This is a genomic window from Aeromonas aquatilis (assembly GCF_054052405.1).
On the sequence record NZ_JBSTYP010000064.1, the window covers coordinates 1 to 26,985 of the forward strand.

The following is a 26,985-nucleotide window of genomic DNA, read 5'->3' on the forward strand; positions in this document are numbered from 1 at the left end:
AGCGTTACGGGAAGGAGGTGAATATCAAAGCGTGTATGCATGAGGCGCTGGGACACCCCATGCAACACGTAATTGGGACATAGCCTTTTTTATTGTGCGCGGGAGCTGAGGTGCTGCTCCCTTTGCATATCAGCCTTAGAGGCTGGCGCAGATCTGCCACAGATCGTACTGGATAGCGGCTGCGGTCACTTCGCGACCCGCTCCCGGCCCCTGAATCACCAGCGGGTTGGTGCGGTAGCTGTCGCTCTCGATGGCGAAGATGTTGTCGCAGGGCAAGAGGTTGGCAAACGGGTGGTGGGGCTCCAGCGCCTCCAGTCCGACCCGCGCCTTGCCGTCATGCTCAAAGCGAGCCACGTAGCGCAGCACCTTGCCGAGGCGCTTGGCCCCTTCGAAGGCGGTCTGGATCGGGCCATCCAGCTCTTTCAGTCTGTCCATGAACTGATCGGCTGTCACCTTGCGCAGCGGAACGGGCACCAGATTCTCCAGCTCGATATCGGCGGAGTCGAGCTCGAAGCCCGCTTCCCGTGCCAGAATAAGCAGCTTGCGACGCACATCCTGACCGGAGAGATCTTCGCGTGGATCCGGTTCGGTCAGGCCGTGCTGCCACGCCTCGTCCACCAGCTCGGAGAAGGGGCGGGTGCCATCATACTGCTGGAACAGCCAGGAGAGGGTGCCGGAGAAGATGCCGGAGACCCCCTGAATGCGGTCGCCGCTCTGGCGCAGCATCTGGATGCTGGACTGGATTGGCAGCCCAGCGCCCACGGTGGCGTTGTAGCGCCACTGCACCTGGTGGTCGCGACAGGTCTGTTTGATGCGCTGGTAGAACTCGCTGTCGGCGGCACCGGCAAACTTGTTGGCGGCGATGATGTGAATGCCGAGCTGGGCAAAATCCGGGTAGTAGCGGCTCACCGTTTCGCTGGCGGTCATGTCCAGCGCAACCAGCGCATCGAAGCCGTGCTGTTCAAGTTGGGAGAGCAACTCCGGCCAGATCAGCGGTTTGGGGTTGAACTTGTCCTGCACCTTGAGGGGGTTGAGCCCCTCTTCATCCAGCAGGCCCCCTTCCGAGCTGAACACCCCGTAGAGGGTGAGCGCCAGATTGAGTTCATGTTCCAGCCGTGCCTTCTCGCGGGCGTAGAGACTCAGCCAGTGGCCGCCGATATTGCCCTTGCCGAACACCACCAGTCCGACCCGGGTCGGGCGGCTGAAAAGGGCGCTGTGGAGGGCGATGAGCAGCGGCTCCAGCACCACCTGACGCAGCACGGCCACCAGACTCAGGCCATCTCGGGCCACCTGGACGAACTCCAGCGGCTGATCTGCCAGCAGCTGATAGAAGCGGTGACACTGCTCGGCGTTGTCGGTGACCCCTGCCCCCACCAGCGCCACCAGACTGTAACCCTCTTTCTGGATGAGACCGGTGAAACTCCCTTGCAGCTGGAAGTCGCGCAGCAGCTCGAAGGCGCCTTGTGCCACCTCGAGGGTGTAGGCGAGACGCAGGATCCGGCGATCAGGCTGGCGTTGCAGGGTGAGCGGGTTGAGGCGGTGGCGGGCCAGATGGGCCTCGATGGTGGCCACCGTCTGCTCATAGTTGGTCTGCGGCAGTACCTTCAGCTCGATGAGGGCGATCTGATCCACCGAGGAGACGATGCGGGCGCCGCCGGAGCGGGGAGCGCGGCGCAGGATATGGGTGCAGCCCTCGTCCGGGTTGTAGCTGCAGCGCAAAGTGAGGCGCTGACGACTGTCGGCCACCGGTTGCAGGGTGCGCGAGTGTAATACCGAGGAGCCAAGACGGGCCAGCTCGTTCGCTTCCGCGAGGCTCAGGCGCTCCAGCAGACGTGCCTCCTTCACCCGGCGCGGGTCGGCGCTATAGACCCCGGCCACATCGCTCCAGATGGTGGTGGATTCGCCGTCCGCCAGCAGCGCCAACAGGCTGGCGCTGTAGTCGGAACCGTTGCGGCCGAGCAGCAGGGATCGCCCCTCCATGTCGGCAGCGATAAAGCCGGTTACCACGATGCGACCGGCATGCTCCGCCAGTCGCGCCTTGAGCAGTTCGCTGGAGAGGGCGGTATCCACCTTGACCAGTGCGCCATCCTCGGCGCGCAGGAAACTGCGGGCATCGAGCCAGATGGCCTTGTCGCCGCGGCTGGTGAGCAGGGCAGCCAGCAGCCGCGCCGACCACACCTCGCCAAAGGCGAGCAGGCCGTTGCGGGCGAAGCGGTCAAACTGCCCCTCAAGCGTCTTGGCGATGAGCTGCATGTCGTCGGCCAGCTGCTTGCTCAGATCGAGCTGCAGTTCACCCTCCAGCAAGCCGTCGATCAGGCTCTGCTGATAGGCCTGCAGGGCCGAGATGGCTTCACCGGCGGCTTCGTCCCCCGCTTCGGCCAGCTCCACCAGCTGGATCAGCCGGTTGGTGGTCTTGCCGGCGGCGGAGACCACGATCAGTTCATCCCCGCCCACCTGTTGTTCAACGATACTGGCGACCCGGCGATAACAGACCGGATCCGCCAGACTGCTGCCACCAAATTTGTGGACGTGACGTCGCTTCAATCCTGCTTCTGCTGCCACCGCGATCTCTCCTTGTTGCTGCTGTCCCATTACTTCGCTACCTGTTCTGCCTGCTGCGCCTGTTCAAAAGCCTGAGCTAGATCGGCCACCAGGTCTTCACCGTGTTCAATACCGACCGACAACCGCAGCAGCTGGGCGCTGATACCTGCTGCCTGCTGCGCGACCGGGGTCATGGCCCTGTGAGTCATGCTGGCCGGATGGGCCACCAGACTCTCCACCCCGCCGAGGGACTCGGCCACCGAGAAGAGGGTGAGGGCCGCGAGGAAGGCGCGAATGCCTGCCTCGCTGCAATCGAGTTCAAAACTTAGCATGGCGCCGAAGCCAGACTGTTGACGGCGCGCAATATCGTGGCCCGGATGGCTCGGCAGGCTGGGGTGATAGATGCGTTTCACCAGCGGCTGCTGTTGCAGGAAGGTGAGGATGCGATCGGTATTCTCCTGATGGGTGCGCAATCTGGGGGCCAGAGTGCGCAGGCCGCGCAGGGTGAGGTAGGAATCGAACGCCCCGGAGGTGAGCCCCAGACAGTTGGCCCACCACACCAAGGATTCGGCCAGTGCGGCCTCCTTGGCAATCGCCACTCCGCCTACCACGTCTGAGTGACCGTTGATGTACTTGGTGGTGGAGTGCACCACCACGTCGGCACCGAGGGCCAGGGGTTGTTGCAGCAGGGGGGAGAGGAAGGTGTTGTCCACCACCACCTGTGCACCCACCTCATGGGCGGCGCTGGCGATGGCGCTGATATCCACCACCCGCAGCAGCGGGTTGGAGGGGGTCTCGACCCATACCAGCGCAGGTTTTTGCGCCAGTGCTGCGGCCAGTGCGGCCTCATCCCCCTGATCGACAAACTGCACCCGGTAGTGGCCCTTGGCAGCCAGATATTCGAACAGGCGCCAGGTACCGCCGTAGCAGTCGTGGGGGGCGATCAGCAGATCTCCCGCCTTGAGCAGTGCTGTGGTGACCAGATGGACGGCCCCCATGCCGGTGCCGGTGACCACGGCGCCAGCGCCCCCTTCCAGCGCCGCCAGCGCGTCCGCCAGATTGGTGCGGGTCGGATTGCCGGAGCGGGCATAATCGTATTGACGGGGCTCGCCAAAGTCGGCAAAGGTGTAGTTGCTGGAGAGGTAGATAGGCGGCACCACGGCACCGTGCTGTGTGTCTGTCTCAATCCCGGTGCGAACCGCCAGGGTGGCCTTGTGGGTCATATCACTCTCCTTGATGTCTTTTCACACGCCGGCATCTTGCTGCCACGCGCCATCCCGTCATTGCGGGCTCATGGACAACCACACTACGCCAGCTTAAAAAAGCCGTCAACACTTCCAGACGTCTAAATGGCTTTGCTGTTGGATTGCCATTAATTTCCTTAAGGGTTAAAATCCGCGCTCACGGCTAAATGAGAACAGGTGAGTCATGGGAACAGAGTGGAACGGCGACTATGTCAGCCCCTACGCGGAACACGGTAAGAAGAGCGAACAGGTCAAGAAGATTACCGTCTCGATCCCGCTCAAGGTGTTGAAAGTGTTGACCGATGAGCGCACCCGCCGTCAGGTGAACAACCTGCGTCATGCGACCAACAGCGAGCTGCTCTGTGAAGCCTTCCTGCACGCTTTCACCGGCCAGCCGCTCCCTTGCGACGAAGACTTGCGCAAGGATCAACCGGACAGTGTCCCGGCCGAAGCGCGCGCCATCATGGAAGCGCTGGGCAAAGAGATCGAAGATTTCGACAAAGAGTAAGCAATTTGTCATGCACAAGAGGCGACCCCGGGGTTGCCTCTTGTCGTTTCAACGGCCCCGTTCGCGGGGCCGTTGTTATTTCAGCAGGCTGAAGATCAGCGCCGATACCGCCAGCGAACCGGTCAGCAGGATAAAGCCGTTGGTCCAGCCGTGGCGGAAGCGGGTCAGCGCCTCCACCTTGTAGATGGCAATCACCGGCATGATGAACAGGATCATGGCGATGACCGGGCCGGAGAGGGTCTCCATCAGCCCCAGAATACCCGGGTTGATGACGGCGGCACCCCAGATAGAGAAGAACATCAGGGCGATGCCCAGCTTGTCCGCCTTGGCCAGCGGCAGGCCGGTGGGCTTGGCGATCAGGCTTTTCAGGCTTTCGCGGGCACCGAGGAAGTGGCCGAGGAAGGAGGAACTGATGGCGATAAAGGCAATAAGCGGCCCCAGAGTCACTATCACCGGGTTATCGGTGATGTTGGCGAGATAGGAGAGCACAGAGACGTTCTGGGCCTTGGCTTCGGCCAGCTGGGCTGGCGAGAGGCTTAGCACGCAGGAGAAGACGAAGAACAGCACGAAGCCCACCAGCATCACTGTGGTGTTGCGCAGGATCAGGCCGCTCTTGGCTTCCGCCTGCTCGCCATATTCACGGCGCTGCACGTTGGCAAAACCGGAGATGGCAGCGGCGTGGCTGAAGGCGAACACGGTGACCGGCAGCGCCAGCCAGACAGTGTTGAGGAAGCTGACCCCCTCAAACGCGGTCACTTCCGGCCATTGCCACTGAGGGATCAGGTAGCAGGAGAGGGCCGCCAGAATGGCCGCCAGCGGATAGACCATAAAGGCGAAGGCACGCAGCATCGCTTTCTCACCCGCCAGCATCACGGCGATCATGGCAAACACCAGCACGCCTGAGAGCATCACCCGATCCGGGGTCGCCATGCTGAGCTGGTTGACCATAAAGCTCTCCACAGTGTTGGTCAGTCCGACCCCGTAGATGAGCAGGATCGGGAAGATGGAGAGGAAGTAGAGCGCCGAGATGAGGCGGCCGGCCATCTTGCCGAAATGCTCCTCCGCCACTTCGGTGAAGTCGGCGTGGGGGCGTGAAGAGGAGAGCACGAAGCGCGCCAGCCCGCGGTGGGCGAGGAAGGTCATGGGACCCGCCAGTACCGCGACGATGACGAGGGGCCAGATCCCGCCCAGACCCAGATTGATGGGCAGGAACAGGATGCCTGCGCCAACGGCGGTGCCAAACAGGCTGATGACCCAGTGGGTGTCGTGACGGCGCCAGCGAGTGGTGCTGGCCGTGGTGGAGCAGGAACCGGATAGCTCCTTGGTAGCCTCTACAGATAAACTCATTACTAATTCACTTTTTGTCAGTGTTTTAATCTGAGTTTATTGTGGTTTATCGGGATTTAATTCTCAAAAAGCGAGACTGAAACATATCACTGCCATTGCGGGGTTTAGCCAGCGAGATTGGGAATGGAATCTGGGTCACAGAATGCAACAAAACTGACAATGATGATTTTTGTGAAATATAAAACCAAAATTTTATCTGCGATCATTTTTTTATTTTGGCTAATCAGGTGTTTTCAGAATTACGTGAAGAATCGCACCATTTCTCGCCGACCGATTGTGATGTTTCACTATCATTTCGCTTCTTTGCCAGCGTATCACGCTGTTCAAAAGCGTCTTTGGTAGCGGATCACACCGGCCATCACTCGGGGAAGCTTCCCTGACAAAGCGGGCGGCCATCGGGCCGCCTGCTTGTCTGGTGTGATGATATTGCTATCGGCCTAGTGGGCCAGAATGTTGCCCCAGGCGAGATCCGGATCCCCCATCACGATAAAGTCCGGGTTCTCCAGCGACTCGGTTTCGTTGTAGCTGAGTGGCTGCAACGCCAGGCTGAGGATGCGGCCACCGGCCGCCTCGACGATGCACTGGGCGGCGGCGGTATCCCACTCGCCGGTGGGGCCGAGCCGCACGTAGCAATCGGCCGCCCCTTCCGCCACCAGACAGGATTTGAGGGAGCTGGAGCCGAGCGGGATCAGCTCGTAGTTGATGGCCGGGTTGAGGCGGCGGGTGAGGTTCTCCAGCTTCTGGCGACGGCTGATGGCCACCACCAGCGAGTCGGGCTGGTCATGTTCGTGGTGCATGGCGCTGATGGGCAACACCTCGCCATTCACCTCCTTGAAGGCGCCGTAGCCACGCACCGCCCAGTAGAGCACGTTGGACTCGGGGGCGTAGATGACCCCAAGCACCGGCACATTGTCCCGCACCAGCGCGATCAGGGTGGCGAAGTCGCCGCTGCCCGCGATAAATTCGCCAGTGCCGTCGAGGGGGTCCACCAGCCAGTACTGCCGCCAGTTGGATCGCTGGCTGAAGGGGATGTCGGCCGCCTCTTCGGTCAGCACGGGAACGTGGGGAGTGAGCGCCAACAGCGCCTGTTTGAGGTAGGCATCGGCAGCAAGATCGGCACTGGTGACCGGGGTCGCATCCTCCTTCAGCTGACGCTCGAACTGACCGCCGTGATAGATGTCGTGAAGGATCCTTCCGGCTTCGCGGGCAATCTCCTTGACCCCCGGCACCCAGGCCAACAACTCCTGCATCTCGTTATCCTCTGTCTGTTAACTGCCCGTCTGCGGGCTACTCTGCCTGCTCCGCCAGCCACTTCTGGGCCAGGAGCAGGGCACTGATGCTGCGCGACTCGGTGAAGTCGGGTCGCGCCAGCAATTCGTCGATCCGGTTGAGGGGCCAGGGGATCACCTCCAGCGGTTCGGGTTCATCGCCGATCCGCTGTTCGGGGAATAGATCCCGGGCCAGTAAAATGTCCATCCGGCTGGAGAAGTAACCGGGTGCCAGCGACACCTGTTTGAGCAGGGTCAGGCTGTTGGCGCCAAAGCCCGCCTCTTCCATCAGCTCCCGGTTGCCCGCCTCAAAGGCATCTTCGCCCGGGTCGATCAGCCCCTTGGGAAAACCCAGCTCGTAGGAGTGGGTGCCGGCGGCATATTCGCGCACCAGCAGCAGGGTGTGGGCATCGAACAGCGGCACCACCATGACGGCGCCCCGGTTGCCGCCGCGCATCCGCTCGTAGACCCGCTCTTCGCCGTTGGAGAATTTGAGGTGTAGCGATTCCACCTTGAACAGTCGGCTCTCGGCGACGATATCGGCCTTGAGGATCTCCGGCTTGCTCTTGGGGTGATCCAGTTGGTCGGCTGAGATGTGCTCGGGTTTGCTCTTGTGGGGGTCGCTCATCGGACGCTGGCTGCTCGTTAAAAAATCGTGCTTCAAGAGTAAACGACTCTCACACCGAACACCACGGGCCAGGGAGGGCAAAGGGGGAGGAAAAATCCGTTATACTGCCGCCCCGTTTTCCGAGATCCGCGATCAAGAGGCCCGATGCCACACTCCCGCTCCACCACCTTGCCCTGGCACCAGATTGATACCGTCTTGCTCGATATGGATGGCACCCTGATCGATCTGCATTTTGACAACCACCTCTGGCAACAGCTGGTGCCGGAGCGTTACGCCGAGCGGCTCGGTCTGCCGCTGGATGAAGCCAAAGCGCAGATCGATGTCCACTATCACGCCGTCAACGGCACCCTCAACTGGTACTGCGTGGATTACTGGAGCGAGACCCTGGGGCTCGATATTCGTGCCCTCAAGCAGGAGCTGCTGGCGAAGATCCAGTGGCGTCCCCACGCCATCCCCTTTCTGGCCGCGCTACGCGCCGCGGGCAAGCAGCTGGTGCTTTTCACCAACGCCCACCCCGCCAGTCTGTCGGTGAAGGATGCGCAGCTCGGTCTTGCCGATCATCTGGATCTGATGGTGAGCACCCACGAGCTGGGTTGGTCGAAGGAGAACCAGCACTGCTGGCAGGCACTGGCCGAGCGGCTGGCGTTCGATCCGGCCCGCACCCTGTTTGTGGATGACAGTGAGCGGATCCTGCGGGCCGCCGCCGACTATGGCATCGGCTATCAGTTGGCGATCCAGAATCCGGACAGCTGCAAGCCAGAGCAGAGCATCACCGCTTTTCCGGCGATCCGCGACTATGCCGAGTTGCTGCCGCTGGCAATCTGAATTTGCTGAAACGAGAGAGGGCTGCATCATGCAGCCCTCTCTGTATCTGAAACCTGGCGGTGAGAAAATCACAGCTCCCGAAACGGACGCCGTTTCTCTTCCTCTATGACGATCGCCTCCAGATTGGCGACCCGCTCCTGTAGCTCCCGGATGACCAGATCCTGCTTGCCGAGGCGATCCGTGATGCGGGCATCCCCCATCTGGTAGCGAGCCCGCTTGCCGAGATATCCGAACAATAGGCTGATAAAAACGATCAGGACTATGCCTGTCCACATGGTCATGTCACGACTCCTTGTCGTCTATAAACGGCGAAAACGCTGATGGATCCGTTCTGTTTTCTCATAGTCGCCAAGTGGCCGCAATGGGGCCCGTTTCGCCTTTGTGATGCAGTTGGCTATTGCTGCCAGAGAGGGCGGCCAAGCCAGAGTCCCCACAGGGTGAGGTGCAGCAGCACGATAAACCAGAAGACTAGCCGGTAGCTGCGCTTCTGGGTCTTGTGGCGCAGCCACTGGCGGGCCACCAGCGCCCCCGGCCAGCCGCCGCACAGCTCCAGCAGATGGAGCCTCGATTCAGGAATACGCCACTCACCCCGTACAGCCTTCCGCTTGTCCCAGGCGTAGGCGGCTACCGTGAGCAGGCTCATGAAGAGCAACACGGCCAGCGGCCACCACAGCTGCTCGCCGAGGCCGAGCCAGAGGGCGGCGCCCAGTGGCAGCAGTGCCAGCGCCATCATTGGGCCAGCTCCCAGCAGCGCTCCTCATCCTGCTTGAGTTTGCGGATCACTCTGGCCGGATTGCCCACCGCCACCGAGTCGGCCGGGATGTCGCGGGTGACCACGGCGCCCGCGCCAACGATGGAGCGTGGTCCTATGGTGACGCCGGGGCAGATGATGGCGCCGCCGCCAATCCAGCAGTCGTCACCGATCCGCACCGGCTTGTTGTAGGCAGTCCAGTTGCGTCGTTCCAGATAGTTCATGGTGTGGGTAGCGGTGTAGATCTGCACGTTGGGGGCCAGCAGCACATGGCTGCCGATGTGCACTTCGCCCACGTCGAGAATGGTGATGTTGAAGTTGAAGAAGGTCTTCTCGCCGATATGGATGTTGCGGCCAAACTCGCAGGTGAACGGCGTGCTGATCCAGCAGGAGTCGGGGCAGTGGCCAAACAGCTCGCGGCAGATCTGCTGGCGCAGAGGGGCATCGCCCGCCGATGAACCATTGAGCCGGGCCAGCAGCGCCTGACCGCGGATCCGGTCGTTGGCTATCTCCTCGCTCTGGCTATCCAGTGCCCCGCCTGCCAGTACCTTGTCCCAGTCGCTCGCCATTGCTACCTCCTCATGCTGCAAGAGGGGGGCAGTATACGTGACTGTCTGGGGCGCCGTCAGTCTGTCACTTGTTGCAGGTGATCCCCGTCAACCTGCGGGCCAGACGAGGGGCAGGATCAGCAGGGCCGAGACGAAGTAGGGGAGCAGCACCCGCAGCCCCAGACTGCGACCGCCAATGCCAAGGGCCAGCAGCCCCTTCACCAGCGAGTTGACCAGCCCGGCGAGCAGGATGCCGCGGGCGGCCACCTCCAGCGCCAGCTCCTTGTGGGAGAGCTGGGAGAGCGACAAGGTGATGGCGTCCACGTCGGTGATCCCCGACACCAGCGCCAGCAGATAGACCCCCGAGTTGCCCACCCTGTCTTGCAGCAGGGTGGCCATAAAGCCGATCAGTGCCAGCAGCAGGCCGAACTTGATGGCGGTGGCGAGATCGAGCGGGTTGCTGGTTTCCGGTTTTACCGGGCCGTCAGTCAGCTCCTCGCGCTGGCGCCAGAACCAGAAGGCAAAACCGTAGACCGTGGTAGCCAGCAACACGAGCGGGGCGGCGAGGCGCATCGCCAGTTCGCTGTGAATGAGCAGCACCAGCACCAGCAGCCGCAGCCACATGGTGGCCCCTGCCAGCAGGATGCCGGTAGCCAGCAGTCGCTCCAGCCCGCCCTGCTCCTTGTTGAGACGGGCGAACTGCAGGGTGAGAGCGGTGGAGGAGGCCAATCCCGCCAGTATGCTGGTGAGTACCAGTCCGGCGCGAGTACCGAGCAGGCGTACCGCGAAGTGGCCACAAAACGAGATGCCGGCGATCACCACCACCATCAGCCAGATCTTGAAGGGATTGAAGGCATCGAGGGGCCCCATCTCCTCGTTGGGCAGCACCGGCAACAGCACCAGCGAGATAAGCAGAAAGCGCAGGGTGGCGTGAAACTCGGTCTCGCTGAGAAACAGCATCCCCTGCTGGATCTGTCCCTTCAAACCCATCAACAGGGCGGCCAGCACGGCGCAGGCCACCGCTTCGCTCGGGCTCAGCAGCACCGACATCAGCCCCAGCAAATAGGTGAGCAGCATGGCTACCGAGCTGGTGAGGCCGAACTCCCCTTGCCAGCGCTGGGCCAGCCAGACCGAGAGGCCGCAGCCGATCACCACCGCCAGCAGGCCGAGCAGCGGCAGCCAGGGGCCCAGGGTGGGCAGCAGCAAACCGCACACCCCGCCGAGCAGGCCGATAAGGCCGTAGGTACGCATCCCGGCGATGCGCTGGTTATCCCCCAGCTGGCGCACCTGCCAGCCCCGCTCCAGTCCAATGATAAGGCCGATGGCCAGCGAGACCAGGGCACCGTTGACCGGTTCTGCATTGATCCACATAACGACTTCCTTTTCGTCATCTGCCTGCCTTGTTCCCATGATGGCACAGCGAGCAAGGGGCCAGAGGGGCATGGCTCACAGAGTCTGCGTCCGGCTCCCGGTGCGGGTGGCTGAGTTGATATGAGCAAAAGAGATAAGCAAAGAGTTATTTCTTTCTTCTGGGCATAACAACTCCACGGCATGCTGTTCTCAACCCAACAAGATATGGAGTATCACCATGAAACTGCGAATGACCGCCCTGACCCTGCTCTCTCTGCTGGCATTTGGCCAGGCCAATGCCGCCGAGATCCGTCTGCTCAACGTCTCTTACGATCCGACCCGCGAGCTGTTTCAGGAGTACAACGCCGCCTTTGCCAAGGAGTGGAAGGCCAAAACCGGCGACGACGTGGTGGTGAGCCAGTCTCACGGTGGCTCCGGCAAGCAGGCCCGCGCTGTGGTGGATGGACTGGAGGCCGACGTGGTCTCGCTGGCGCTGGCCTACGATGTCAACGCCATCGCCAAGGAGGGGCTGACCGCTGCCGACTGGCAGAGTCGCTTCGGCAACAACGCCTCGCCCTATACCTCCACCATTGTCTTCCTGGTGCGCAAGGGCAATCCCAAGCAGATCAAGGATTGGGATGATCTGGTGCGCAAGGATGTCGCCATCGTGACTCCCAACCCCAAGACCTCCGGCGGGGCACGCTGGAACTATCTGGCCGCCTGGGGCTATGCCCTGAAGAAGAGCGGCAGTGAAGAGGGGGCCAAGCAGTTTGTTGGCGATCTCTTCAAGAACGTGAAGGTGCTGGACTCAGGCGCCCGCGGTGCCACCACCAGCTTTACCGAGCGCGGTCTCGGTGACGTGCTGCTGGCGTGGGAGAACGAAGCCCTGCTGGTGCTTGGTCAGGCGGGTGCCAGCGACAAGTTCGAGCTGGTGGTGCCTTCGGTCTCCATTCTGGCGGAGCCGCCGGTCGCGCTGGTGGACAAGGTGGCCAAGAAGCACGGTACCGAAGCGGTGGCCAAGGCCTATCTCGATTATCTCTACTCTGACGAGGGGCAGCATATCGTCGCCAAACATCACTATCGCCCCAGCAATCCGGCGATCTTGAAGGAGACCGCAGATCAGTTCCCCAAGCTCGCACTCTTTACCGTCAAGGATCTGGAAGGGGATTGGGAGAAGGCCCAGAAGAAACACTTCGCCCAGGGGGGTCTGTTTGACCAGATCTATCAACCGGGTCGTTGATAGCTTCGTTATCCATCACTGAACTGGCCCCTGTGCCAGCCGATAGGAGCACCAAGATGAACAAGATCCTCCTGGTTCCCGGTCTGCACAACAGTGGGCCGGATCATTGGCAGAGCCGCTGGCACGATCATTTTCCCCAATGGCAGCGGATGACCGGGCTACCGTGGGACAAGCCGGACCTCAGGGTCTGGAGTGCCAAGCTGGCGAGCAAGCTGAAACGTCGCCGCAGTCGGGTCCATCTGGTGGCCCACTCTTTCGGCGCCCTGACCGCCATCGCGGCGGCCCGCTTGCAGCCGGAGAAGGTGGCCTCGATCTTTCTGGTGGCGCCCGCCGATCCTGCCCGTTTTGGCATTGCGGATGAGGCCTTGGCCGGGCCGCTGCAGGTATCGGCCCAGCTGGTGGCCAGCCGCAATGATCCCTGGATGAGCTTCGAGCGGGCCGAATACTGGAGCCGTCAGTGGCAGGTGCCGCTGTTCGATGCCGGTGAGGCGGGCCATATCAATGCCCAGTCAGGTCATGGGGATTGGCATCAGGGACTGCATTTGCTGGGGGCACTCTACCGCCGTGGTGAGCTGGTAGTGGCACCGGTCAAGACCGCATCGCCCCGGCCGGTCGTACTGGGCTTTCGCTAGGTATCTGTGAAGTGGTTGGAGGGTTGGTGAGCGCGCTGTTCGCTGGCTACTCCATGCCCCGTTCTTTGAATGCTCCGCTCCGTATTGCTCCATTTCTTAGGTCTTTTATTTATATAAAAGACCTTTTTTTATTTGGAGTGCGCCAAGAGCCTTTTGATTCTGCGGTTAGACAAAAAAGTGATTAGCAAAGTCGCAATTGATGTTTGTTGCCGATGAGGGGAGTGCGCAGAATCACCATATCGAAAATTCTTCATAACAGATGGATGTGTTATGCGATTTGGTTCTTATTCTGTCCTGCCCGGTTTTGGCCCCACCTTGGGGTTCAGCCTGCTCTATCTGAGCCTGCTGGTGCTGTTGCCGCTCTCGGCCCTGGTACTGTTTGCGATCAACAACCTGACCGCAGTCGAGTTCTGGCAGGTGATCGGTTCACCCCGGGTGCTCGCCTCCTTTCGCCTGAGCTTCGGTGCGGCCTTTGTCGCGGCGCTGCTCAACAGCCTGTTTGGCCTGATCCTGGCGTGGATCCTGGTGCGCTACACCTTCCCCGGTCGTCGTCTGGTGGATGCGCTGATCGACCTGCCATTCGCCATGCCGACCGCCGTTTCCGGCATCGCCCTGTGCGCCATCTTCGCCCCCAACGGCTGGATCGGCCAGCTGCTGGCGCCGCTCGGCATCCAGCTCGCCTACAACCCCATCGGCGTCGTGATCGCCCTCACCTTTATCGGGCTGCCTTTTGTGGTGCGCACCCTGCAGCCGGTGCTGCGAGAGGCTGAAACCGAGCAAGAGGAGGCGGCCGCCAGCCTCGGCGCCGATCGCTGGCAGACCTTTCTGCGGGTGCTCTGGCCGACCCTGGTGCCTGCCCTGCTCACCGGTTTTGCGCTGGCGTTTGCCCGCGGGGTAGGGGAGTACGGTTCGGTCATCTTTATCGCCGGCAACCTGCCGATGGTCTCGGAAATCGCGCCGCTGATGATCATGAGCCACCTGGAGGAGTATGACTACGCCGGTGCCTCCGCCATCGCCGTGGTGATGCTGCTGATTTCGTTCATTTTGTTACTGCTAATCAACAAGTTGCAGGCCTGGAGCTGGTCTCGCATCGGAGGGAGCCGGATATGAGTTCATCTGCTATCGCCATTGAGGCGGCCTCTGTGGAGGTGACCCCCGCTCGCAAGGCGCCGGTCGTGATCCGTGAACCTCAGTGGGTCAAGTGGCTGCTCATCACCGTTGGTCTCGGCTGGTTTGCCGCCCTGTTGCTGCTGCCGTTGGCCACCGTCTTTATTCAGGCGCTGACGCCGGGGCTCGCCTTCTTCTGGCACGCCATCAGCGAGCCGGATGCCCTGAGCGCCCTCGGTCTCACCGCGCTGGTGACGCTCTGTGCGGTTCCTCTCAATCTGCTGTTCGGGATCGCGGCGGCCTGGGCCATCGCCCGTTTCCGCTTCCCCGGTCGGCAGCTGCTGATCACCATCATCGATCTGCCCTTCTCGGTGTCGCCGGTGATCGCCGGTCTGATGCTGGTGTTGATGTTCGGCAGCCGCGGCTGGTTCGGTGACTGGCTGAGCGAACATGACATCAAGATCATCTTCGCCACCCCGGGGATCATCCTGGCCACCACCTTCATTACCGTGCCCTTCGTGGTGCGCGAGCTGCTGCCCCAGATGGAGGCGCGTGGCCCGGAAGAGGAAGAGGCGGCCATCATGCTGGGGGCGAGCGGTCTGCAGATGTTCTGGCGCGTCACCCTGCCCGGCATTCGCTGGAGCCTGATGTACGGCCTGCTGCTCTGTACCGCCCGCGCGGTCGGGGAGTTTGGCGCGGTGTCGGTGGTTTCCGGCCATATTCGCGGCCAGACCAATACCCTGCCGCTGCATATCGAGATCCTCTACAACGAGTACCAGACCGGCGCCGCCTTTGCAGTGGCAAGCCTCTTGGCTCTGTTCGGGATCTTCACCCTACTCGGGGAAACCCTGTTGGCCCGGCTGCGTGCCCAGCCCACCAAATCTCACTGATCACCGTTTTAAAGAGGCAGCCATGAGCATTCAGGTTCAACAACTCAACAAGCATTTCAATCAGTACGCGGCGCTGGCAGACATCAACCTCGACTTTCACGACGGTGAGCTGGTGGCGCTGCTCGGCCCCTCCGGCTGTGGCAAGACCACGCTGCTGCGGATCATCGCCGGGCTGGAGCAGGCCGACAGTGGCCACGTCATCATTCGTGGCGAGGATGCCTCGGATCTCCATGTGCGCGAGCGCAACGTCGGCTTCGTGTTCCAACACTACGCCCTGTTTCGCCACATGACGGTGTTCGAGAACGTGGCGTTTGGCCTAAGGGTCAAACCGCGCAGTGAGCGCCCGGCCGAGGCGGCTATTCGTGCCCGGGTCAAGGAGCTGCTGGATCTGGTGCAGCTCAGCCACGTGGCCGAGCGCTATCCGACCCAACTCTCCGGCGGTCAGCGTCAGCGGGTCGCGCTGGCCCGCGCGCTGGCGGTGCAGCCCAAGGTACTGCTCTTGGACGAGCCCTTCGGCGCCCTCGATGCGCAGGTGCGCAAGGAGCTACGCCGCTGGCTGCGCGAGCTGCACGACGAGCTGCATGTCACCAGCCTGTTCGTGACCCACGATCAGGAGGAGGCGCTGGAGGTAGCAGATCGGGTGGTGCTGATGAATGCCGGACGGGTCGAGCAGATTGGCACCCCGGCCGAGGTCTACGACCAGCCTGCCAGCTCCTTCGTCCACAGCTTCCTCGGCAGTGTGAACCAGTTCCGCGGTCGGGTGGCGGAGCGGGGATTCGGTGTCGGCGAGCAGCTGCTCGGCGGGCCGTCGGCTTCCCATCTGGCTCACGGCAGTGCCGCCATCGCCTATGTCCGCCCCCATGAACTGGAGATCTTGCCAGCCGATGCGCCGGGCGGGATCCGCGCCACCATTACCCGCCTGCTGCCCATGGGGCCGCGCATTCGGGTGGAGCTGCGCGGTGACGGTGAGATCAAAGGGGCTCACTATGAGGCGGAGCTGACCAAGGAGGCGGCCAAGCTGTTTGCCCCGGGTCAGGGGGTGAAGCTGGTGGCCAGACAGGCGCAGTTCTATCCCGACTATCAGATTTGATGCTGTGTTGCGGGCGGTGTGGCCGCCCGGTTTAGGCGCTCTGCCGGGGCATGATCCGGCCAAATAACAAAAATGAGAGGGGCGAGCAGCTTGTGTCGCCCACTCTTCGCAGGAGGCGACAAGGTGAATTTTCAGCAGTTACGAATTATCCGGGAGGCCGCGCGGCGGGATTACAACCTGACCGAGGTGGCCAACGCCCTTTTTACCTCGCAATCCGGGGTGAGCCGCCATATCCGCGAGCTGGAAGAGGAGCTCGGTATCGAGCTCTTTATCCGCTACGGCAAGCGGCTGCTCGGTATGACCGAGCCTGGCAAGGAGCTGCTGGTGATTGCCGAGCGCATTCTCAATGACGCCAACAACATCCGCAAACTGGCCAGCACCTTTGCCAACCGCGACTCGGGCCGCTTGCTGGTGGCGACCACCCATACCCAGGCCCGCTATGCCTTGCCGCGGGTGGTGAAGGCGTTTCGCGAGCAGTTTCCGCTGGTGCAGCTGGAGCTGCGTCAGGGCAGCCCGGAGGAGATAGTGCGGCTGGTGCAGACCGGCGAGGTGGATATCGGCATCAGCAGCGAGCAGCTCGACAAGAGCGAAGGGGTGGTGGCATTCCCCTACTACCGCTGGCACCACAATATCGTGGTGCCGGAGCAACATCCGCTGGCTGGCGAGCGGGATCTGACGCTGGCGGCGCTGGCCAACTGGCCCATCGTCACCTATCAAGCCGGGTTGACCGGGCGGGTGCGGGTGGATGAAGCCTTTGCTGCGGCTGGTATTGAACCGCAGATCCTGCTGACGGCGCAGGACTCCGATGTCATCAAAACCTATGTCGAGCTGGAGATGGGGGTCGGCATACTGGCTGATATGGCGTTCGACGCGCAGCGCGATCAGGGGCTGGTGCAGCTTGATGGCAGCCATCTGTTTGCCCCTCACACCGCCTGGATTGGCCTCAAGCAGGGGCAGTTCCAGCACAACTTTGCCTGGCAGTTCATTCAGCTCTGCAACCCCGAGCTGGCGCTGGCGGATATTCAGGCCCGTGCCATGGGCAGCGAGCCCGCCCTCGACTTCCAGATTTGAGGTCGTCGCCCCCCAATAAAACGGGGAGCCAGTGGCTCCCCGTTTGACTGATGGCCTCATGACCCTTGGCGAGATCCGTTCAGCTCAATCCAGACATCTTGCCTGCACGCCCCCGTCAGCCGGGCTGACGGGGGCGTGACCTGCGACAGGACAAGGTGGTTCAGTGACGAGCGCGGGGGCCTTCGGTCTGATGGGATTGTTGATGCAGAGGTGCTAGCCGCTGTTCCAATTGCTGGTCGACGGTATGGCTCAGTTTGAACACTGCAAGCCGCTCATCCAGGCTGCGGGAGAGACCGGCCAACAGTTCGCTCTCCTGCGCCAGTTGCGAGGCGGACTGGGACATCTCCAGCGCCGAGTCGTTGATGCCGCTGACGTTGCGGTTCATATCCTCGGCCACCATGCTCTGCTGCTCGGCGGCAGTTGCGATCTGGGTTGCCATGTCGCTCACATGCTGGATGTGGTTGACGATCAGGGTGAGATCCTGGCCCGCCTGCTGGGACTGGTTGACGCTGCTCTCCGCCAGTTTGCGGCTGGCATCCATGGCGTTGGCGGCGGTGACGGCCCGTTGCTGCAACTGGGTGATGGTGCTCTGGATCTCTTCGGTGGATTGGCGAGTCCGGCTGGCCAGCTGGCGCACCTCGTCGGCCACTACGGCAAAGCCACGGCCCTGCTCGCCGGCGCGGGCTGCTTCGATGGCGGCGTTGAGGGCCAGCAGGTTGGTCTGCTCCGAAATAGCGCTGATGACGGCGGTCACTTCGCTGATTTGCATCACCCCTTCCTTGAGCTGGTTGACCTGCTGGGTGGCCTGCTCCACCTCGGTGGCCAGCGCCTTGATGCCGTGCACGCTGGCGTGCACGTCACGGTTGCCGAGGCCGGCTTCACCGGTGGCCTCCTGAGTATCCCGCGCAGTGTTCTCGGCATGGCCCGCTACGTCGGAGATGGTGGCGCTCATCTCGTTCATGGCGGTGGCGAGCTGGGCTAGCTGATCCCGCTGGCTGGTCACCGCCTGATTGGTCTGTTCGGCTGAGGCGGCGATGCGCAGCGCGGCATCGGCCACGTTGCGGGCCCCCTGACTGGCCTCCAGCAGCGCGTGACGGATGGCATCGAGACTCTGGTTGGTGCAGCGGGCGACCATGCCCAGCTCATCCTTGCCCTGTACCGGAATGCTTACCACCAGATCTCCCTTGGCGACCCGCTGCATGGCGTGGTTGATCTGGTTGAGGGGGGAGACGATGGAGTGGGTGATGCGCCAGCCCAGCAGTCCCATCAACACAATGACGATAGCGGTGGCGCTGCCCATCTTCATGTACTGAGCCCAGATGGTCTGGTGAATATCCTGCTGCAGCATGCCGGAACCGAGGATCCAGCCCCAGGGTTGATAACCAGAGACCATGGAAAGCTTGTCAGCGGTTTCCCCAGACGGGCCGGTCCAGATATATTGCAGGGTTCCCTGCTTGCCGCCACGGGCGATGTCGACCATCTGGAACCAGAACTGCCCTGCGGTGGCGCCCGAACCCTCTCCCATGGTCTGGCCGACCAGTTCGGGCCGGATCGGGTGCACCAGCATATGGCGGTTCTCATCGATGACGAACAGATAGTTGTTGCCATCAAAGCGCATGCTGGTCAGCAGTTTGCGAGCCTCCTGCTGGGCTTGTTCAGTTGGCAGGGTAGTGGCCAGAAACTGGATCTGGCTCATGGCCTGGCTCAGCACCGCATTGAGCCGCGCTTCCCGTTCACTCATCAGATTGCGCTGGAGCGCATTGGCCGAGATGAGCAGCAGCGACAGGAAGCCGATACATGCCAGCGTGAGCAGCAAGGTCAGCTTGCGGCTCACGGCGATATCACTGAGCTTGAACATGATTCAACCCTCGTTATCCCGTTATATGGTGGCTCTGTACCGCGGCAGCCAGTTCGTAAGAGTTAACAACTCATTTACTTTCAGTCTCTTGCCGACCTTTCTCAAATGAGCGTTTTAACATCAGTATAGTCAGCAGCCTGAAACCACCCACTTTGTGGTAGCGTGTTGGCGCGCATCCCTGCGCAATTTTTGCCAAAGAGTGTGAATGGTTTGGCATTTCATCAAAAAAAGGAGTGGGCCCCGCTCTGGGTGATCCCATCACTAGAGGGAATTTATGCGTTCCATTGCCAGGAATTACTTCAACCAGCTCAACGCCGACTACCTGCAGGTACACAGGCGCAAGGAGGATCTGTTCTGGTCCACCTATATGGGCACCAGCGACGATCAGGCCGGTTTCACTGCGGCCGAGCAGGCCTACAAGGCCTTTTGTGCCAATCCGACCCGCCTGCCCGAATTGCGGGAGATGCTGGCGCAGGCCGAACAGGATGATCTCAAACGCGGTCTGCAAGGCTGGATCGCCTTCTTCGAATGCAACGTGATTGAAGATCCCGCCGCGGCCGCCCTGATGGATGAGCTGGTGGCTGCCGAGGCTGCGCTGTTCGCCCGCCGCAAGGGGCTGAAACTGACCCTGCTGGATGAGCAGGGTCAGCAGGTCGCAGGCAGCCTGCCCGCCGCCAGCACCTCCCTTGCCGCAAGCCCTAACGAGGCGGTGCGCCAGAGCGCACTCGCCATGTTCCACACCCTGGAGCAGTGGGTGGTCGGCAACGGTTTTCTCGAGGTGGTGGCGCTGCGCAACCGCTTTGCCCGCGCCATGGGCTATCGCGACTACTTCGACTACAAGGTGCGCAAGAACGAGCAGATGAGCCCGGAGCAGCTGTTCTCCATCCTTGATGACTTCATTGCCCGCACCGACGCCCGGTTGCAGCAGAGTCTGGAAGAGCTGAAGGTTGCCAAGGGGGAGGCGGCCCTGCTGCCCCACAACCTGCGCTACGCCATCAGTGGTGATGTGACCCGCCAGCTCGACCCTTATGTGCCCTTCTCGCGGGCGCTGCGGGACTGGGTCGAGAGCTTCCGCCGGCTCGGCATCCAGTATCGCGGCGCGACCCTGACGCTGGACTTGCTGACCCGGGAGGGGAAATACGAGAACGGCTTCTGCCACGGCCCGGTACCAAGTTTCTTCCAGCAGGGTGAGTGGGTGCCTGCGGTGGTCAATTTCACCAGCCTGGCCGACCCGGCGCAGGTGGGTAGCGGCTGGAACGGCCTCAATACCCTGTTCCACGAGGGGGGCCACGCCGCGCACTTTGCCAATGTCACCGGCAACGCCCCCTGTTTCTCACAGGAGTTTCCGCCCACCTCCATGGCCTATGCCGAGACCCAGTCGATGTTCTGCGACAGCCTGCTGGACGATGCTGACTGGCTCAAACGCTATGCCAGAAACGCAGCAGGAGAGGCGATCCCCGATGCGCTTATCAAGGAGATGATCGAAGCGCGTCAGCCGTTTCGCGCTTTTAACGAACGCCAGATCGCGCTGGTGGCCTACTTCGAGCGGGATCTCTACGCCATGGCAGAGAGCGATCGCACTCCTGAGGCTGTGCTGGCGCTGGCCCGCAAGTGGGAGCGCAAGATCCTCGGGGTCGAGAGCCCGCGTCCGCTGCTAGCCATTCCGCATCTGCTGAATCAGGAGTCGGCCTGCGCCTATCACGGCTACCTGCTGGCGCTGATGGCGGTGGAGCAGACCCGCGCCTTTTTCCTGAAACGGGATGGCTACCTCACTGACAACCCGCGCATCGGGCCGGATCTGGCCGCCCATTACTGGGGGCCGGGTAACGGCATGAGCCACGATGAGACCCTGCGCAGCCTGACCGGCGAGGGATTCAGCGCGGTGCCGCTGGCCGAGGCATGCAACCTGAGCGCCGCCGAAGCCTGGCAACAGGCTCAAGCCTGCATGGCCGCCGCCCGGCAGCGCCCTGCCGCCGGTGAGGGTTCCCCGCTCGACGCCCATATCCGGGTGGTAAATGGCGCCGAACTTATCGCCGACAACAGCGAGTCGGAAACCCGCATGCTGGCCGATTTCGAAGCGTGGATTGCCCGGCACTACTTTGCGGGGGATGCCGGGGAGGGGCGGAGCTACGTGCAGTGAGCAATCTAATGAGCGTTAACTTGCTTTGATGCGGCAATTGGCAGGCGGGGAAACTTTCCTGCCATTCTTTTTGCTCATTGCTCATTGCTCATTGCTCATTGCTCATTGCTCACTACTCATCGATGACCTTTTTTCCACAATTTTCACAGATGACGTGGCGTTCAAAGCGATCCATGTTGGCCAGAAAGGGGCCGGCGGCCCAGCCGGTAATAAAGTCCTTGATAAAGGCTTTGCGCTTTTGCTCCGGAGTCAGCTGCTGGCCAAAGGATTTGTCGACCAGCACCACGACATGGTTGGTCTCGCGCTGACAGTGGGGGCAGAAGCGTTGTTCGGTGGATGAAAGCAAGGGGGGCTCCTTGTCCGGGATAGTGGGCAGCAGGTTTTCCGCCGCAGATATGTAACGTCCCCATTTGATTCCTTTTGCAGGCGGGTCGTCAATCACAGCGGAGGTGGATTGTGCGCTATCTCCTGTGAAGAGGGGCGAGCCAACAAGGGTGATCACGAGGGGCCAGTCGGCCCCTCTTTTGTTTCCGTTTGTCACACATTGCCACACAAGCTTCCCCCTCTGGCAAAGTCTTGTGACTGGACGGGGTTGTAATGGAACCATGATCAGGGGCGAGGCCCTGTCGCGATGGAACCTAGGAGCATGTTATGACGAACAAATGGATGTGGTGGCTGTTGCCGCTGCTGGCGGTCGGAGTCTGGTGGCTCGGTTATGCGAGGGATGCTAACGGGGTGTGGCCCTGGCGCCATGAGATGTTGCTGCTGACGGGCCTGCTGGGGATGACCTATATGGCGATTTCGTTGTTGCTGGCATTGCGCCTGCCGCAGCTGGAGGTGTGGTGTAGCGGTCTGGACCGGATGTTGCGATTGCACCGCCAGACGGCCATCGCCGGCGCATTGTCACTGACCGCTCACTGGCTGCTAGTGGAGGCGCCCAAGTGGGCGGTCTCGGCGGGTTGGCTGAGTCGCCCCGCCCGGCGTGGGGTCAGTGGAGCTGGTGCAGGTAATGGCATCTCGCTCCATACCCTTGGCAATACCCTGGGTGAGTGGAGTTTCTATCTGCTAATCGCGCTGGTGGTACTGAGCTTATTGGCGCTGGTGAGTTATGGCCGTTTTCGGCTGATCCACCGGCTGGCCCCGCTCATCTATCTGGCGGGGTGGGGACACGGGCTCTGCCTGTTGCCTCAGATTGGAGCCATGACGCCGGTTGGGGTAGCGATCTGGTTGATCGGCGGGATCGGCGCTATCGGGGCCCTCTACTCTCTGTTGGGACAAGTGGGAGCACGGGATCGCCATCCGGGCCGGGTCATTGCGATGCGGGCGTTGGCGGATCACACCTGCGAGCTGACCATGCAGCTGGAGCGGCCGCTCGCCCATTACCGCCCGGGTCAGTTTGCTTTCTTCGAATTTGATGCCAAGGAGGGGCCGCACCCCTTTACTCTGGTGCGGGTGTCGGCGGATCGGCGCCAGCTGGTGATCGCGGTACGGGCGCTCGGGGATCATACCCGCCAGCTGGTGGCACAAGCTCGCATCGGGGATGGAGTGGTGGTGACCGGGCCCTATGGCGCCTTTGTCACGCCGCAGGGGGGAGGCCGAGCCCTCTGGCTGGGGGCCGGGATCGGTATCACGCCATTCGTCGCCTGGCTGGAGGGGCTGGCTGCCCGTGGGGAGCGCGGCGAGGGGCTCACCCTGATCCAGTGTGCGCCGGACTTGGCTAGCGCCGTCTACCACCGGCGGTTGGCCGAGCTCTGTCATCGCACCGGCGTGCGCTATCAGCTGCATCTGGACAAGGCTGCCGGGCGGCTGGATCTGGCCCGCATCGCGCAGGATGCGCCCGAGCAGGTGTGGTTTTGCGGGCCAGAGGGGATGGCAGATGCCCTGACCCGGCTGTTGCCGGCCGGGCATCTGCATCGCGAGCTGTTTCGCTTTCGTTGAGCTCGATGAACGCCGTTACTTGGCGCTGGCTGGCAACTGCTTGAGGGCGGCTTGTACCGCCGCCTCCAGCTGCGGGTCACGCCCGGCCACCATATCGGCGGGGGTGAGCGGCACCTGCAGGTCCGGGATCAGCTCCTGATTTTCGTAGAAGCTGCCGTCCGGTTTGCGCAGCCCCAGGGTCGGAATGCCGTAAGCGAGGCCCGGCATCAGGCGTGATTCATGGGCATAGACCATGGTGCCGGTGCCGGGCACCGGATCGCCGACGATGGGGCCGACCTTGAGGGCGCGGTAGTACTCGGGGAAGGCTGAGCCTTCCGAGTAGCTGCCTGCGTTGACCAGCACCACCGAAGGCTTGGTCCACTGGCGAGTGGCGGCATCGGTTTCCCCCTTACCCTGACGGGGCGAACTTCTGGCCATCCCCTTGGTGCTGCCGCTGCCGGTCAGAAACTCCACCAGAGTATTGGCCAGATAGCCACCGCTGTTGAAGCGGACATCAACGATCAGCGCATCGCGATGGCGCTGTCTGCCGAGGGCATCCGCCACCACCGCATCGTAGACGGTGCTGTTCATCGCCGGCAGATAGACGTAGCCGACCCGTCCACCGCTCAGCTTGGCCACCTGCTCCCGCCGTTTCTCAATCCAGCGATCCTGTTGCAGCTGGTACTCCTGCTGCTTGTCGATGGCGGTGAGCACCACCTCGTCAGTTTGCTTGTTGCCCTCCTGCTGGAAGGTGAGGGCGAGCCGGGCGCCAGCCTGATGGTTGAGGGCCCGATCCAGCTCGGTCAGATTGGCAATCGGGATGCCGTTGATGGCGAGCAGGCGGGCGCCCGGGGCGATATCGCTCTCCTGATCCAGCGGGCCGCCAGAGAGCATGGCGGTGAGCATCACCCCTTGCTCGCCATCCTGCCAGTAGCCGCCCAGGCTGGCGGTCTCGTCCGCCATGCGCGGGAAGGGGGCGGGGCCACTGCCCCAGGTGTGGGAGACATTGAGCTCGCCAGCCAGCTCCGCCAACAGGTTGCCCAAGTCCCGCGGGTTGCCGATGCCCGGCAGCAGGCGGCGGTAAGCGGCGACATAGCTCTCCCAGTTCACCCCGTTCATATCGTCCAGATAGAACTCGTCCCGGGTGAGCCGGGCGATCTGATCGAAGGCGGCGGTCATGCGTGCCTGCCAGCGGCTGGTGGGCTGCAAGGCGAAGGGGGCGCTGGTGGCCTCGCCGGAGTCGAGGTGGATCCGGGTGATCTCCCCATCCCGCACCAGGGTAGCCAGGGTGCCCTGCTGGTTGAGGTTTGCCAGCGCTGGGCCGGGCTGCTCGCCAAACAGTTCGCTGGTTTTGCCTTTGCGCAGATCCTGGCTGTAGCCCTTGATCTCGCTCTCGCTGTTGACCCCCATCTCCTCCACCAGATAGATCAGCTGGTCGCCGATGATGCGGCTGGCGAGCAGGGTGCCGGTGGGTTGCAGCAGCAGCGCCTCGCGATGCTTGAGGCGATCGCTCTCGAAGCCGTATCCCCCTTTCGGCGGATCCAGTTCGGCGAGGGCATCGGCTCTGGCGGCACGGCTGCTGTAGATGCCGAGCAGGTTGGTGAAGAGGGGCTCGCCATCGGGCCCCAGTGCGCCAAAGCGAGTCGATTGCCAGTAGAGGATGGCGCCATCCTGACTCCAGCCTGGATGGCCATCCTGATAGCCGTTGAGGCTGACGTTAACCGGTTTGGTTTTGGGATTGGCTGTGTCGATCACCGCGATCTCCTGCTCCGCCGCATCGGGGCGAAAGGTGAGCGCCAGATGGCGGGAGTCGGGGGCAAAGGCGAGAGTTACCTCGTGGCGTGCGGGGTTAAAGCTGGCTGGCACCAGTTCCCGCTGCTTGTTGCTCGCCAGATCCAGCAGGTGGATGGCCTGACCATCCACCACGAAGGCGAGTTGCTTGCCGTCGGGGGAGGGCTCCGGCCGGCTGATACCCTTGCCGGGAATGGCCAGCAGCAGACTCTCGGTCAGGGTGCCCGGATCGCTGAACAGCAGATCCGGCTCCCCCTTGCGCAGGCGATAGAGGGCGGCGTGCCCCTGTTGCTCCGAGAGGTAGATGAGGGATCGCCCCTGCTCGGCGAAGAGCGGGCTGGACTGCTCGCTCGGGTCGCGGGTCAGCTGGCGTACCCGCTCCCGCTCGGGATCGACGGCAAACAGATTGCCCTCGCTCACCAGGATCAGCTCGTCTGCCTCCTCGCTGACCAGCGCTTCGTCTGCAAGGGTCAGGGTCTCGCTCGCCTCATCCGGCGCGCTCGCTACCTGCGGGGTGAGGGTCAGTTTGCGCGGCTCGCTGCTGCCGGCATCGAGGCGATAGATCTCCCCGAGCCATGACCAGACCAGATCCCCGGCTCTGGAGGCGCTGAGCCCCCGCACCGGATGGCCCTGATAGTGGGTCAGCTGTTGCTCCTTGCCGCTGGCGAGATCCCGGCGCCAGACGTTGAAATCACCGCTGCGCTCGCTCAGGTAAAAGAGGCTGTCTCCCTTGTCGCTCCAGACTGGATCGGTGGCCGCCACCCGATCTTCGGTCAGTTGCTTGTGCTGCTTGCCATCAAACAACCAGAGACGGGGCACCGCGAACGAGTGCTGATGCTTGCGAAAGGGTTGATCCGCCGCGGGCATCTGGTAGGCGAGCAACTTCCCGTGGGGGCGGGCGAGAGTTGCAGGCAGCGGCAGATCGTCCTGCAAGGTGCCGCCGGTGATCGGGGTCCAGTAGAGCTCGCTCCATTGGTAGCCTTCCGCGACAAAATGGTCGGCATTGGGGGAGCCCGTACGCTGGCTGCTCAGCAGCAGCCGTTTGCCGTCGGCGCTGAAGGCTTGCGGCAGATCGGTGCGCGAATCGCGGGTGAGGCGCACCATTTCGCCGCCGCTGGCGGGCACCACGAACACATCCTCGTTGCCGTAGAGATTGGCGGCAAAGGCGAGCTGTTTGCCGTCCGGCGACCAGACTGGCCGCTGGCTCAGGTAGTCGCTGCCGGTGAGGGCCGTAGCGGGGCCACCCTCGGCACTGGCGACAAAAATGCGCCCCTGCCAGGTGAAGGCAAGCTGCTTGCCATCGGGGGAGAGGGCGGGCTCGCGCAGCCAGAGTGCATCGGCGGCGACACTGGCGGGCAGCCAGAGCAGAAGTGGCGAGAACAGCAGGGTGGCGAGGCGGCACGAAGAGCGCATGGCATGATCCTGTCGGGGAGTGGAGTGTTATCTTCGCCGATCATTGCCCCGGGTGCCAGCGCGATAATTTTTGGTATCTTGTTGTTTTAACTGTTAATTACCAATGCCAAATGGCGGCGTTCAAGGAAGATAGCCTGGCTGCAGCAAGATATGTTTTGCCGGGCATATTGAGTATTGATGGCGATCCAATATCATGGCGCTCGCTCGCCGCTCGGCGGGCATCGTTCAGATGATCTGGTAACAAGAAAAGCCCGCACCAGAGGCTTGTCGAGGGATGGAATGAGAGCCGTATTACTGTGTTTGTTGGGGCTTTGGCCCGCATTGAGTTTTGCCTTGACCGAAAAAGCCGATTTGGTGGTGGTCAAGAAGTCGACCTATAGCCTGACTCTGATGAAGGATGGCAAAGAACTGAAGCGCTACTGGGTTGCACTGGGCCCGGCGCCCAAGGGGCACAAGCAGCGGGAAGGGGATCAGCGTACGCCGGAAGGGCGCTACACCCTCGACTACAAGAAGACCAATTCCGGCTACTACAAAGCCATCCATATCAACTATCCGAACCTGGACGATATCAAGCGCGCCAATGAGCTGGGTGTTCGTCCGGGTGGCATGATCATGATCCACGGCCAGCGCAACAGCATTGGCAACCGCAGGGTTCAGCCCTCCAACTGGACCAACGGCTGTATCGCCATGCTCAACCACGAGCTGGATGAAGTGTGGGACGCGATTGATCCGGGTACGCCCATCGTCATCGAGCCCTGATCCGCGCAGCGGGGGGGGGGGGGGGGGGGGGCCGGCCCCCCCCCCGGGGGGGGTGGGTGGGGGCCAC

Annotated in this window: 23 protein-coding genes; 11 read left to right on the top strand and 12 right to left on the bottom strand. The window is 62.3% G+C overall.

Going from position 1 to position 26,985, the window contains the following annotated elements; genetic code table 11:
• Positions 1-135 precede the first annotated feature (135 nt).
• Both ACW5W8_RS19990 and metB read right to left on the bottom strand, forming a co-directional pair.
• Entirely contained in the window at positions 136-2,592 is a 2,457-nt protein-coding gene (locus ACW5W8_RS19990) for a bifunctional aspartate kinase/homoserine dehydrogenase II (RefSeq protein ID WP_498629844.1), read from the bottom strand.
• On the bottom strand, positions 2,592-3,764 hold the full coding sequence (gene metB, locus ACW5W8_RS19995; protein WP_498629846.1) for a cystathionine gamma-synthase: 1,173 nt from the start codon (positions 3,762-3,764) through the stop codon (positions 2,592-2,594). Before metB ends, ACW5W8_RS19990 begins: the two co-directional genes overlap by 1 nt.
• 205 nt (positions 3,765-3,969) lie before the next feature.
• Between metB and metJ the strand changes: the two genes are divergently transcribed.
• Positions 3,970-4,293: a met regulon transcriptional regulator MetJ gene (metJ, locus tag ACW5W8_RS20000; RefSeq protein ID WP_005340251.1), complete on the top strand. Its 324-nt coding sequence runs from the start codon at positions 3,970-3,972 to the stop codon at positions 4,291-4,293.
• Positions 4,294-4,368: 75 nt separating this feature from the next.
• Here the strand turns inward: metJ and ACW5W8_RS20005 are convergent, their stop codons facing one another.
• From ACW5W8_RS20005 to nudE, 3 genes are all read right to left on the bottom strand, one after another.
• The gene (locus ACW5W8_RS20005) at positions 4,369-5,640 is read right to left on the bottom strand and encodes an aromatic amino acid transport family protein (protein ID WP_498629848.1); all 1,272 of its coding nucleotides are present in this window, start codon (positions 5,638-5,640) and stop codon (positions 4,369-4,371) included.
• A 437-nt stretch (positions 5,641-6,077) separates the two neighbouring features.
• Positions 6,078-6,890 carry a 3'(2'),5'-bisphosphate nucleotidase CysQ gene (cysQ, locus tag ACW5W8_RS20010; protein WP_498629850.1) on the bottom strand — a complete coding sequence of 271 codons (813 nt, stop codon included), beginning with the start codon at positions 6,888-6,890 and terminating at the stop codon, positions 6,078-6,080.
• 37 nt (positions 6,891-6,927) lie between these two features.
• Positions 6,928-7,536: an ADP compounds hydrolase NudE gene (gene nudE, locus ACW5W8_RS20015; RefSeq protein WP_005340262.1), complete on the bottom strand. Its 609-nt coding sequence runs from the start codon at positions 7,534-7,536 to the stop codon at positions 6,928-6,930.
• A gap of 144 nt (positions 7,537-7,680) precedes the next feature.
• On the opposite strand from nudE, the gene yrfG reads away from it, so the two are divergent.
• A complete protein-coding gene (gene yrfG / locus ACW5W8_RS20020) occupies positions 7,681-8,361 on the top strand; it encodes a GMP/IMP nucleotidase (protein ID WP_498629852.1) in 681 nt (226 codons plus the stop codon).
• A 68-nt stretch (positions 8,362-8,429) separates the two neighbouring features.
• Here the strand turns inward: yrfG and ACW5W8_RS20025 are convergent, their stop codons facing one another.
• From ACW5W8_RS20025 to ACW5W8_RS20040, 4 genes are all read right to left on the bottom strand, one after another.
• The gene (locus ACW5W8_RS20025; RefSeq protein WP_068977307.1) at positions 8,430-8,642 is read right to left on the bottom strand and encodes a hypothetical protein; all 213 of its coding nucleotides are present in this window, start codon (positions 8,640-8,642) and stop codon (positions 8,430-8,432) included.
• 113 nt (positions 8,643-8,755) lie between these two features.
• A complete protein-coding gene (locus tag ACW5W8_RS20030) occupies positions 8,756-9,094 on the bottom strand; it encodes a DUF1294 domain-containing protein (protein ID WP_498629854.1) in 339 nt (112 codons plus the stop codon).
• A complete protein-coding gene (locus ACW5W8_RS20035; RefSeq protein WP_498629856.1) occupies positions 9,091-9,681 on the bottom strand; it encodes a sugar O-acetyltransferase in 591 nt (196 codons plus the stop codon). The genes ACW5W8_RS20030 and ACW5W8_RS20035 overlap by 4 nt, the downstream gene beginning before the upstream one ends.
• An 87-nt stretch (positions 9,682-9,768) precedes the next feature.
• Positions 9,769-11,031: an MgtC/SapB family protein gene (locus tag ACW5W8_RS20040; protein ID WP_498629858.1), complete on the bottom strand. Its 1,263-nt coding sequence runs from the start codon at positions 11,029-11,031 to the stop codon at positions 9,769-9,771.
• A 217-nt stretch (positions 11,032-11,248) separates the two neighbouring features.
• On the opposite strand from ACW5W8_RS20040, the gene ACW5W8_RS20045 reads away from it, so the two are divergent.
• The 6 genes from ACW5W8_RS20045 to cbl all read left to right on the top strand — a co-directional run bounded on the left by ACW5W8_RS20045 (position 11,249) and on the right by cbl (position 17,040).
• Positions 11,249-12,250 (top strand): sulfate ABC transporter substrate-binding protein, encoded by a 1,002-nt coding sequence (locus tag ACW5W8_RS20045; RefSeq protein ID WP_498629860.1) that lies wholly within the window; start codon positions 11,249-11,251, stop codon positions 12,248-12,250.
• Between the two features lie 56 nt (positions 12,251-12,306).
• The gene (locus ACW5W8_RS20050; protein WP_058058574.1) at positions 12,307-12,882 is read left to right on the top strand and encodes an RBBP9/YdeN family alpha/beta hydrolase; all 576 of its coding nucleotides are present in this window, start codon (positions 12,307-12,309) and stop codon (positions 12,880-12,882) included.
• Between the two features lie 270 nt (positions 12,883-13,152).
• Positions 13,153-13,992: a sulfate ABC transporter permease subunit CysT gene (gene cysT, locus ACW5W8_RS20055; RefSeq protein WP_498629863.1), complete on the top strand. Its 840-nt coding sequence runs from the start codon at positions 13,153-13,155 to the stop codon at positions 13,990-13,992.
• Positions 13,989-14,879, top strand: coding sequence for a sulfate ABC transporter permease subunit CysW (cysW, locus tag ACW5W8_RS20060; protein WP_184236104.1), 891 nt, complete (start codon positions 13,989-13,991; stop codon positions 14,877-14,879). Before cysT ends, cysW begins: the two co-directional genes overlap by 4 nt.
• 22 nt (positions 14,880-14,901) lie before the next feature.
• A complete protein-coding gene (locus ACW5W8_RS20065) occupies positions 14,902-15,969 on the top strand; it encodes a sulfate/molybdate ABC transporter ATP-binding protein (protein ID WP_498629865.1) in 1,068 nt (355 codons plus the stop codon).
• 123 nt (positions 15,970-16,092) lie between these two features.
• Positions 16,093-17,040 carry an HTH-type transcriptional regulator Cbl gene (cbl, locus tag ACW5W8_RS20070; RefSeq protein ID WP_040067353.1) on the top strand — a complete coding sequence of 316 codons (948 nt, stop codon included), beginning with the start codon at positions 16,093-16,095 and terminating at the stop codon, positions 17,038-17,040.
• Between the two features lie 160 nt (positions 17,041-17,200).
• On the opposite strand, the gene ACW5W8_RS20075 is transcribed toward cbl, so the two are convergent.
• Positions 17,201-18,898, bottom strand: a complete 1,698-nt coding sequence (locus ACW5W8_RS20075; protein ID WP_498629868.1) for a methyl-accepting chemotaxis protein — start codon at positions 18,896-18,898, stop codon at positions 17,201-17,203.
• A gap of 274 nt (positions 18,899-19,172) precedes the next feature.
• Between ACW5W8_RS20075 and ACW5W8_RS20080 the strand changes: the two genes are divergently transcribed.
• Complete coding sequence (locus ACW5W8_RS20080) at positions 19,173-21,038, top strand: M3 family metallopeptidase (RefSeq protein WP_498629870.1); 1,866 nt, start codon at positions 19,173-19,175, stop codon at positions 21,036-21,038.
• Positions 21,039-21,150: 112 nt separating this feature from the next.
• Here the strand turns inward: ACW5W8_RS20080 and ACW5W8_RS20085 are convergent, their stop codons facing one another.
• Entirely contained in the window at positions 21,151-21,384 is a 234-nt protein-coding gene (locus tag ACW5W8_RS20085; protein WP_498629872.1) for a hypothetical protein, read from the bottom strand.
• A gap of 305 nt (positions 21,385-21,689) precedes the next feature.
• Here ACW5W8_RS20085 and ACW5W8_RS20090 point away from each other — a divergent pair, with 305 nt between their 5' ends.
• Positions 21,690-22,976 carry a ferredoxin reductase family protein gene (locus ACW5W8_RS20090; RefSeq protein WP_498629874.1) on the top strand — a complete coding sequence of 429 codons (1,287 nt, stop codon included), beginning with the start codon at positions 21,690-21,692 and terminating at the stop codon, positions 22,974-22,976.
• A 15-nt stretch (positions 22,977-22,991) separates the two neighbouring features.
• Here ACW5W8_RS20090 and ACW5W8_RS20095 read toward each other — a convergent pair whose 3' ends face one another.
• Positions 22,992-26,159 (bottom strand): S41 family peptidase, encoded by a 3,168-nt coding sequence (locus ACW5W8_RS20095; protein WP_498629876.1) that lies wholly within the window; start codon positions 26,157-26,159, stop codon positions 22,992-22,994.
• 279 nt (positions 26,160-26,438) lie between these two features.
• On the opposite strand from ACW5W8_RS20095, the gene ACW5W8_RS20100 reads away from it, so the two are divergent.
• Complete coding sequence (locus ACW5W8_RS20100; RefSeq protein WP_498629878.1) at positions 26,439-26,918, top strand: L,D-transpeptidase family protein; 480 nt, start codon at positions 26,439-26,441, stop codon at positions 26,916-26,918.
• Positions 26,919-26,985 lie beyond the last annotated feature (67 nt).

Bases quoted from the DNA above. Each gene is read 5' to 3' on its own strand.
- metJ (WP_005340251.1), top strand. From the start codon at position 3,970: ATGGGAACAGAGTGGAACGGCGACTATGTCAGCCCCTACGCGGAACAC.
- metB (WP_498629846.1), bottom strand. From the start codon at position 3,764: ATGACCCACAAGGCCACCCTGGCGGTTCGCACCGGGATTGAGACAGAC.
- ACW5W8_RS20065 (WP_498629865.1), top strand. From the start codon at position 14,902: ATGAGCATTCAGGTTCAACAACTCAACAAGCATTTCAATCAGTACGCG.
- cysW (WP_184236104.1), top strand. From the start codon at position 13,989: ATGAGTTCATCTGCTATCGCCATTGAGGCGGCCTCTGTGGAGGTGACC.
- ACW5W8_RS20095 (WP_498629876.1), bottom strand. From the start codon at position 26,159: ATGCGCTCTTCGTGCCGCCTCGCCACCCTGCTGTTCTCGCCACTTCTG.
- ACW5W8_RS20045 (WP_498629860.1), top strand. From the start codon at position 11,249: ATGAAACTGCGAATGACCGCCCTGACCCTGCTCTCTCTGCTGGCATTT.
- ACW5W8_RS19990 (WP_498629844.1), bottom strand. From the start codon at position 2,592: ATGGGACAGCAGCAACAAGGAGAGATCGCGGTGGCAGCAGAAGCAGGA.
- nudE (WP_005340262.1), bottom strand. From the start codon at position 7,536: ATGAGCGACCCCCACAAGAGCAAACCCGAGCACATCTCAGCCGACCAA.
- ACW5W8_RS20040 (WP_498629858.1), bottom strand. From the start codon at position 11,031: ATGTGGATCAATGCAGAACCGGTCAACGGTGCCCTGGTCTCGCTGGCC.
- yrfG (WP_498629852.1), top strand. From the start codon at position 7,681: ATGCCACACTCCCGCTCCACCACCTTGCCCTGGCACCAGATTGATACC.
- ACW5W8_RS20075 (WP_498629868.1), bottom strand. From the start codon at position 18,898: ATGTTCAAGCTCAGTGATATCGCCGTGAGCCGCAAGCTGACCTTGCTG.
- ACW5W8_RS20050 (WP_058058574.1), top strand. From the start codon at position 12,307: ATGAACAAGATCCTCCTGGTTCCCGGTCTGCACAACAGTGGGCCGGAT.
- ACW5W8_RS20035 (WP_498629856.1), bottom strand. From the start codon at position 9,681: ATGGCGAGCGACTGGGACAAGGTACTGGCAGGCGGGGCACTGGATAGC.
- ACW5W8_RS20100 (WP_498629878.1), top strand. From the start codon at position 26,439: ATGAGAGCCGTATTACTGTGTTTGTTGGGGCTTTGGCCCGCATTGAGT.
- ACW5W8_RS20090 (WP_498629874.1), top strand. From the start codon at position 21,690: ATGACGAACAAATGGATGTGGTGGCTGTTGCCGCTGCTGGCGGTCGGA.
- cysT (WP_498629863.1), top strand. From the start codon at position 13,153: ATGCGATTTGGTTCTTATTCTGTCCTGCCCGGTTTTGGCCCCACCTTG.
- cysQ (WP_498629850.1), bottom strand. From the start codon at position 6,890: ATGCAGGAGTTGTTGGCCTGGGTGCCGGGGGTCAAGGAGATTGCCCGC.
- ACW5W8_RS20025 (WP_068977307.1), bottom strand. From the start codon at position 8,642: ATGACCATGTGGACAGGCATAGTCCTGATCGTTTTTATCAGCCTATTG.
- ACW5W8_RS20030 (WP_498629854.1), bottom strand. From the start codon at position 9,094: ATGATGGCGCTGGCACTGCTGCCACTGGGCGCCGCCCTCTGGCTCGGC.
- ACW5W8_RS20080 (WP_498629870.1), top strand. From the start codon at position 19,173: ATGCGTTCCATTGCCAGGAATTACTTCAACCAGCTCAACGCCGACTAC.
- ACW5W8_RS20005 (WP_498629848.1), bottom strand. From the start codon at position 5,640: ATGAGTTTATCTGTAGAGGCTACCAAGGAGCTATCCGGTTCCTGCTCC.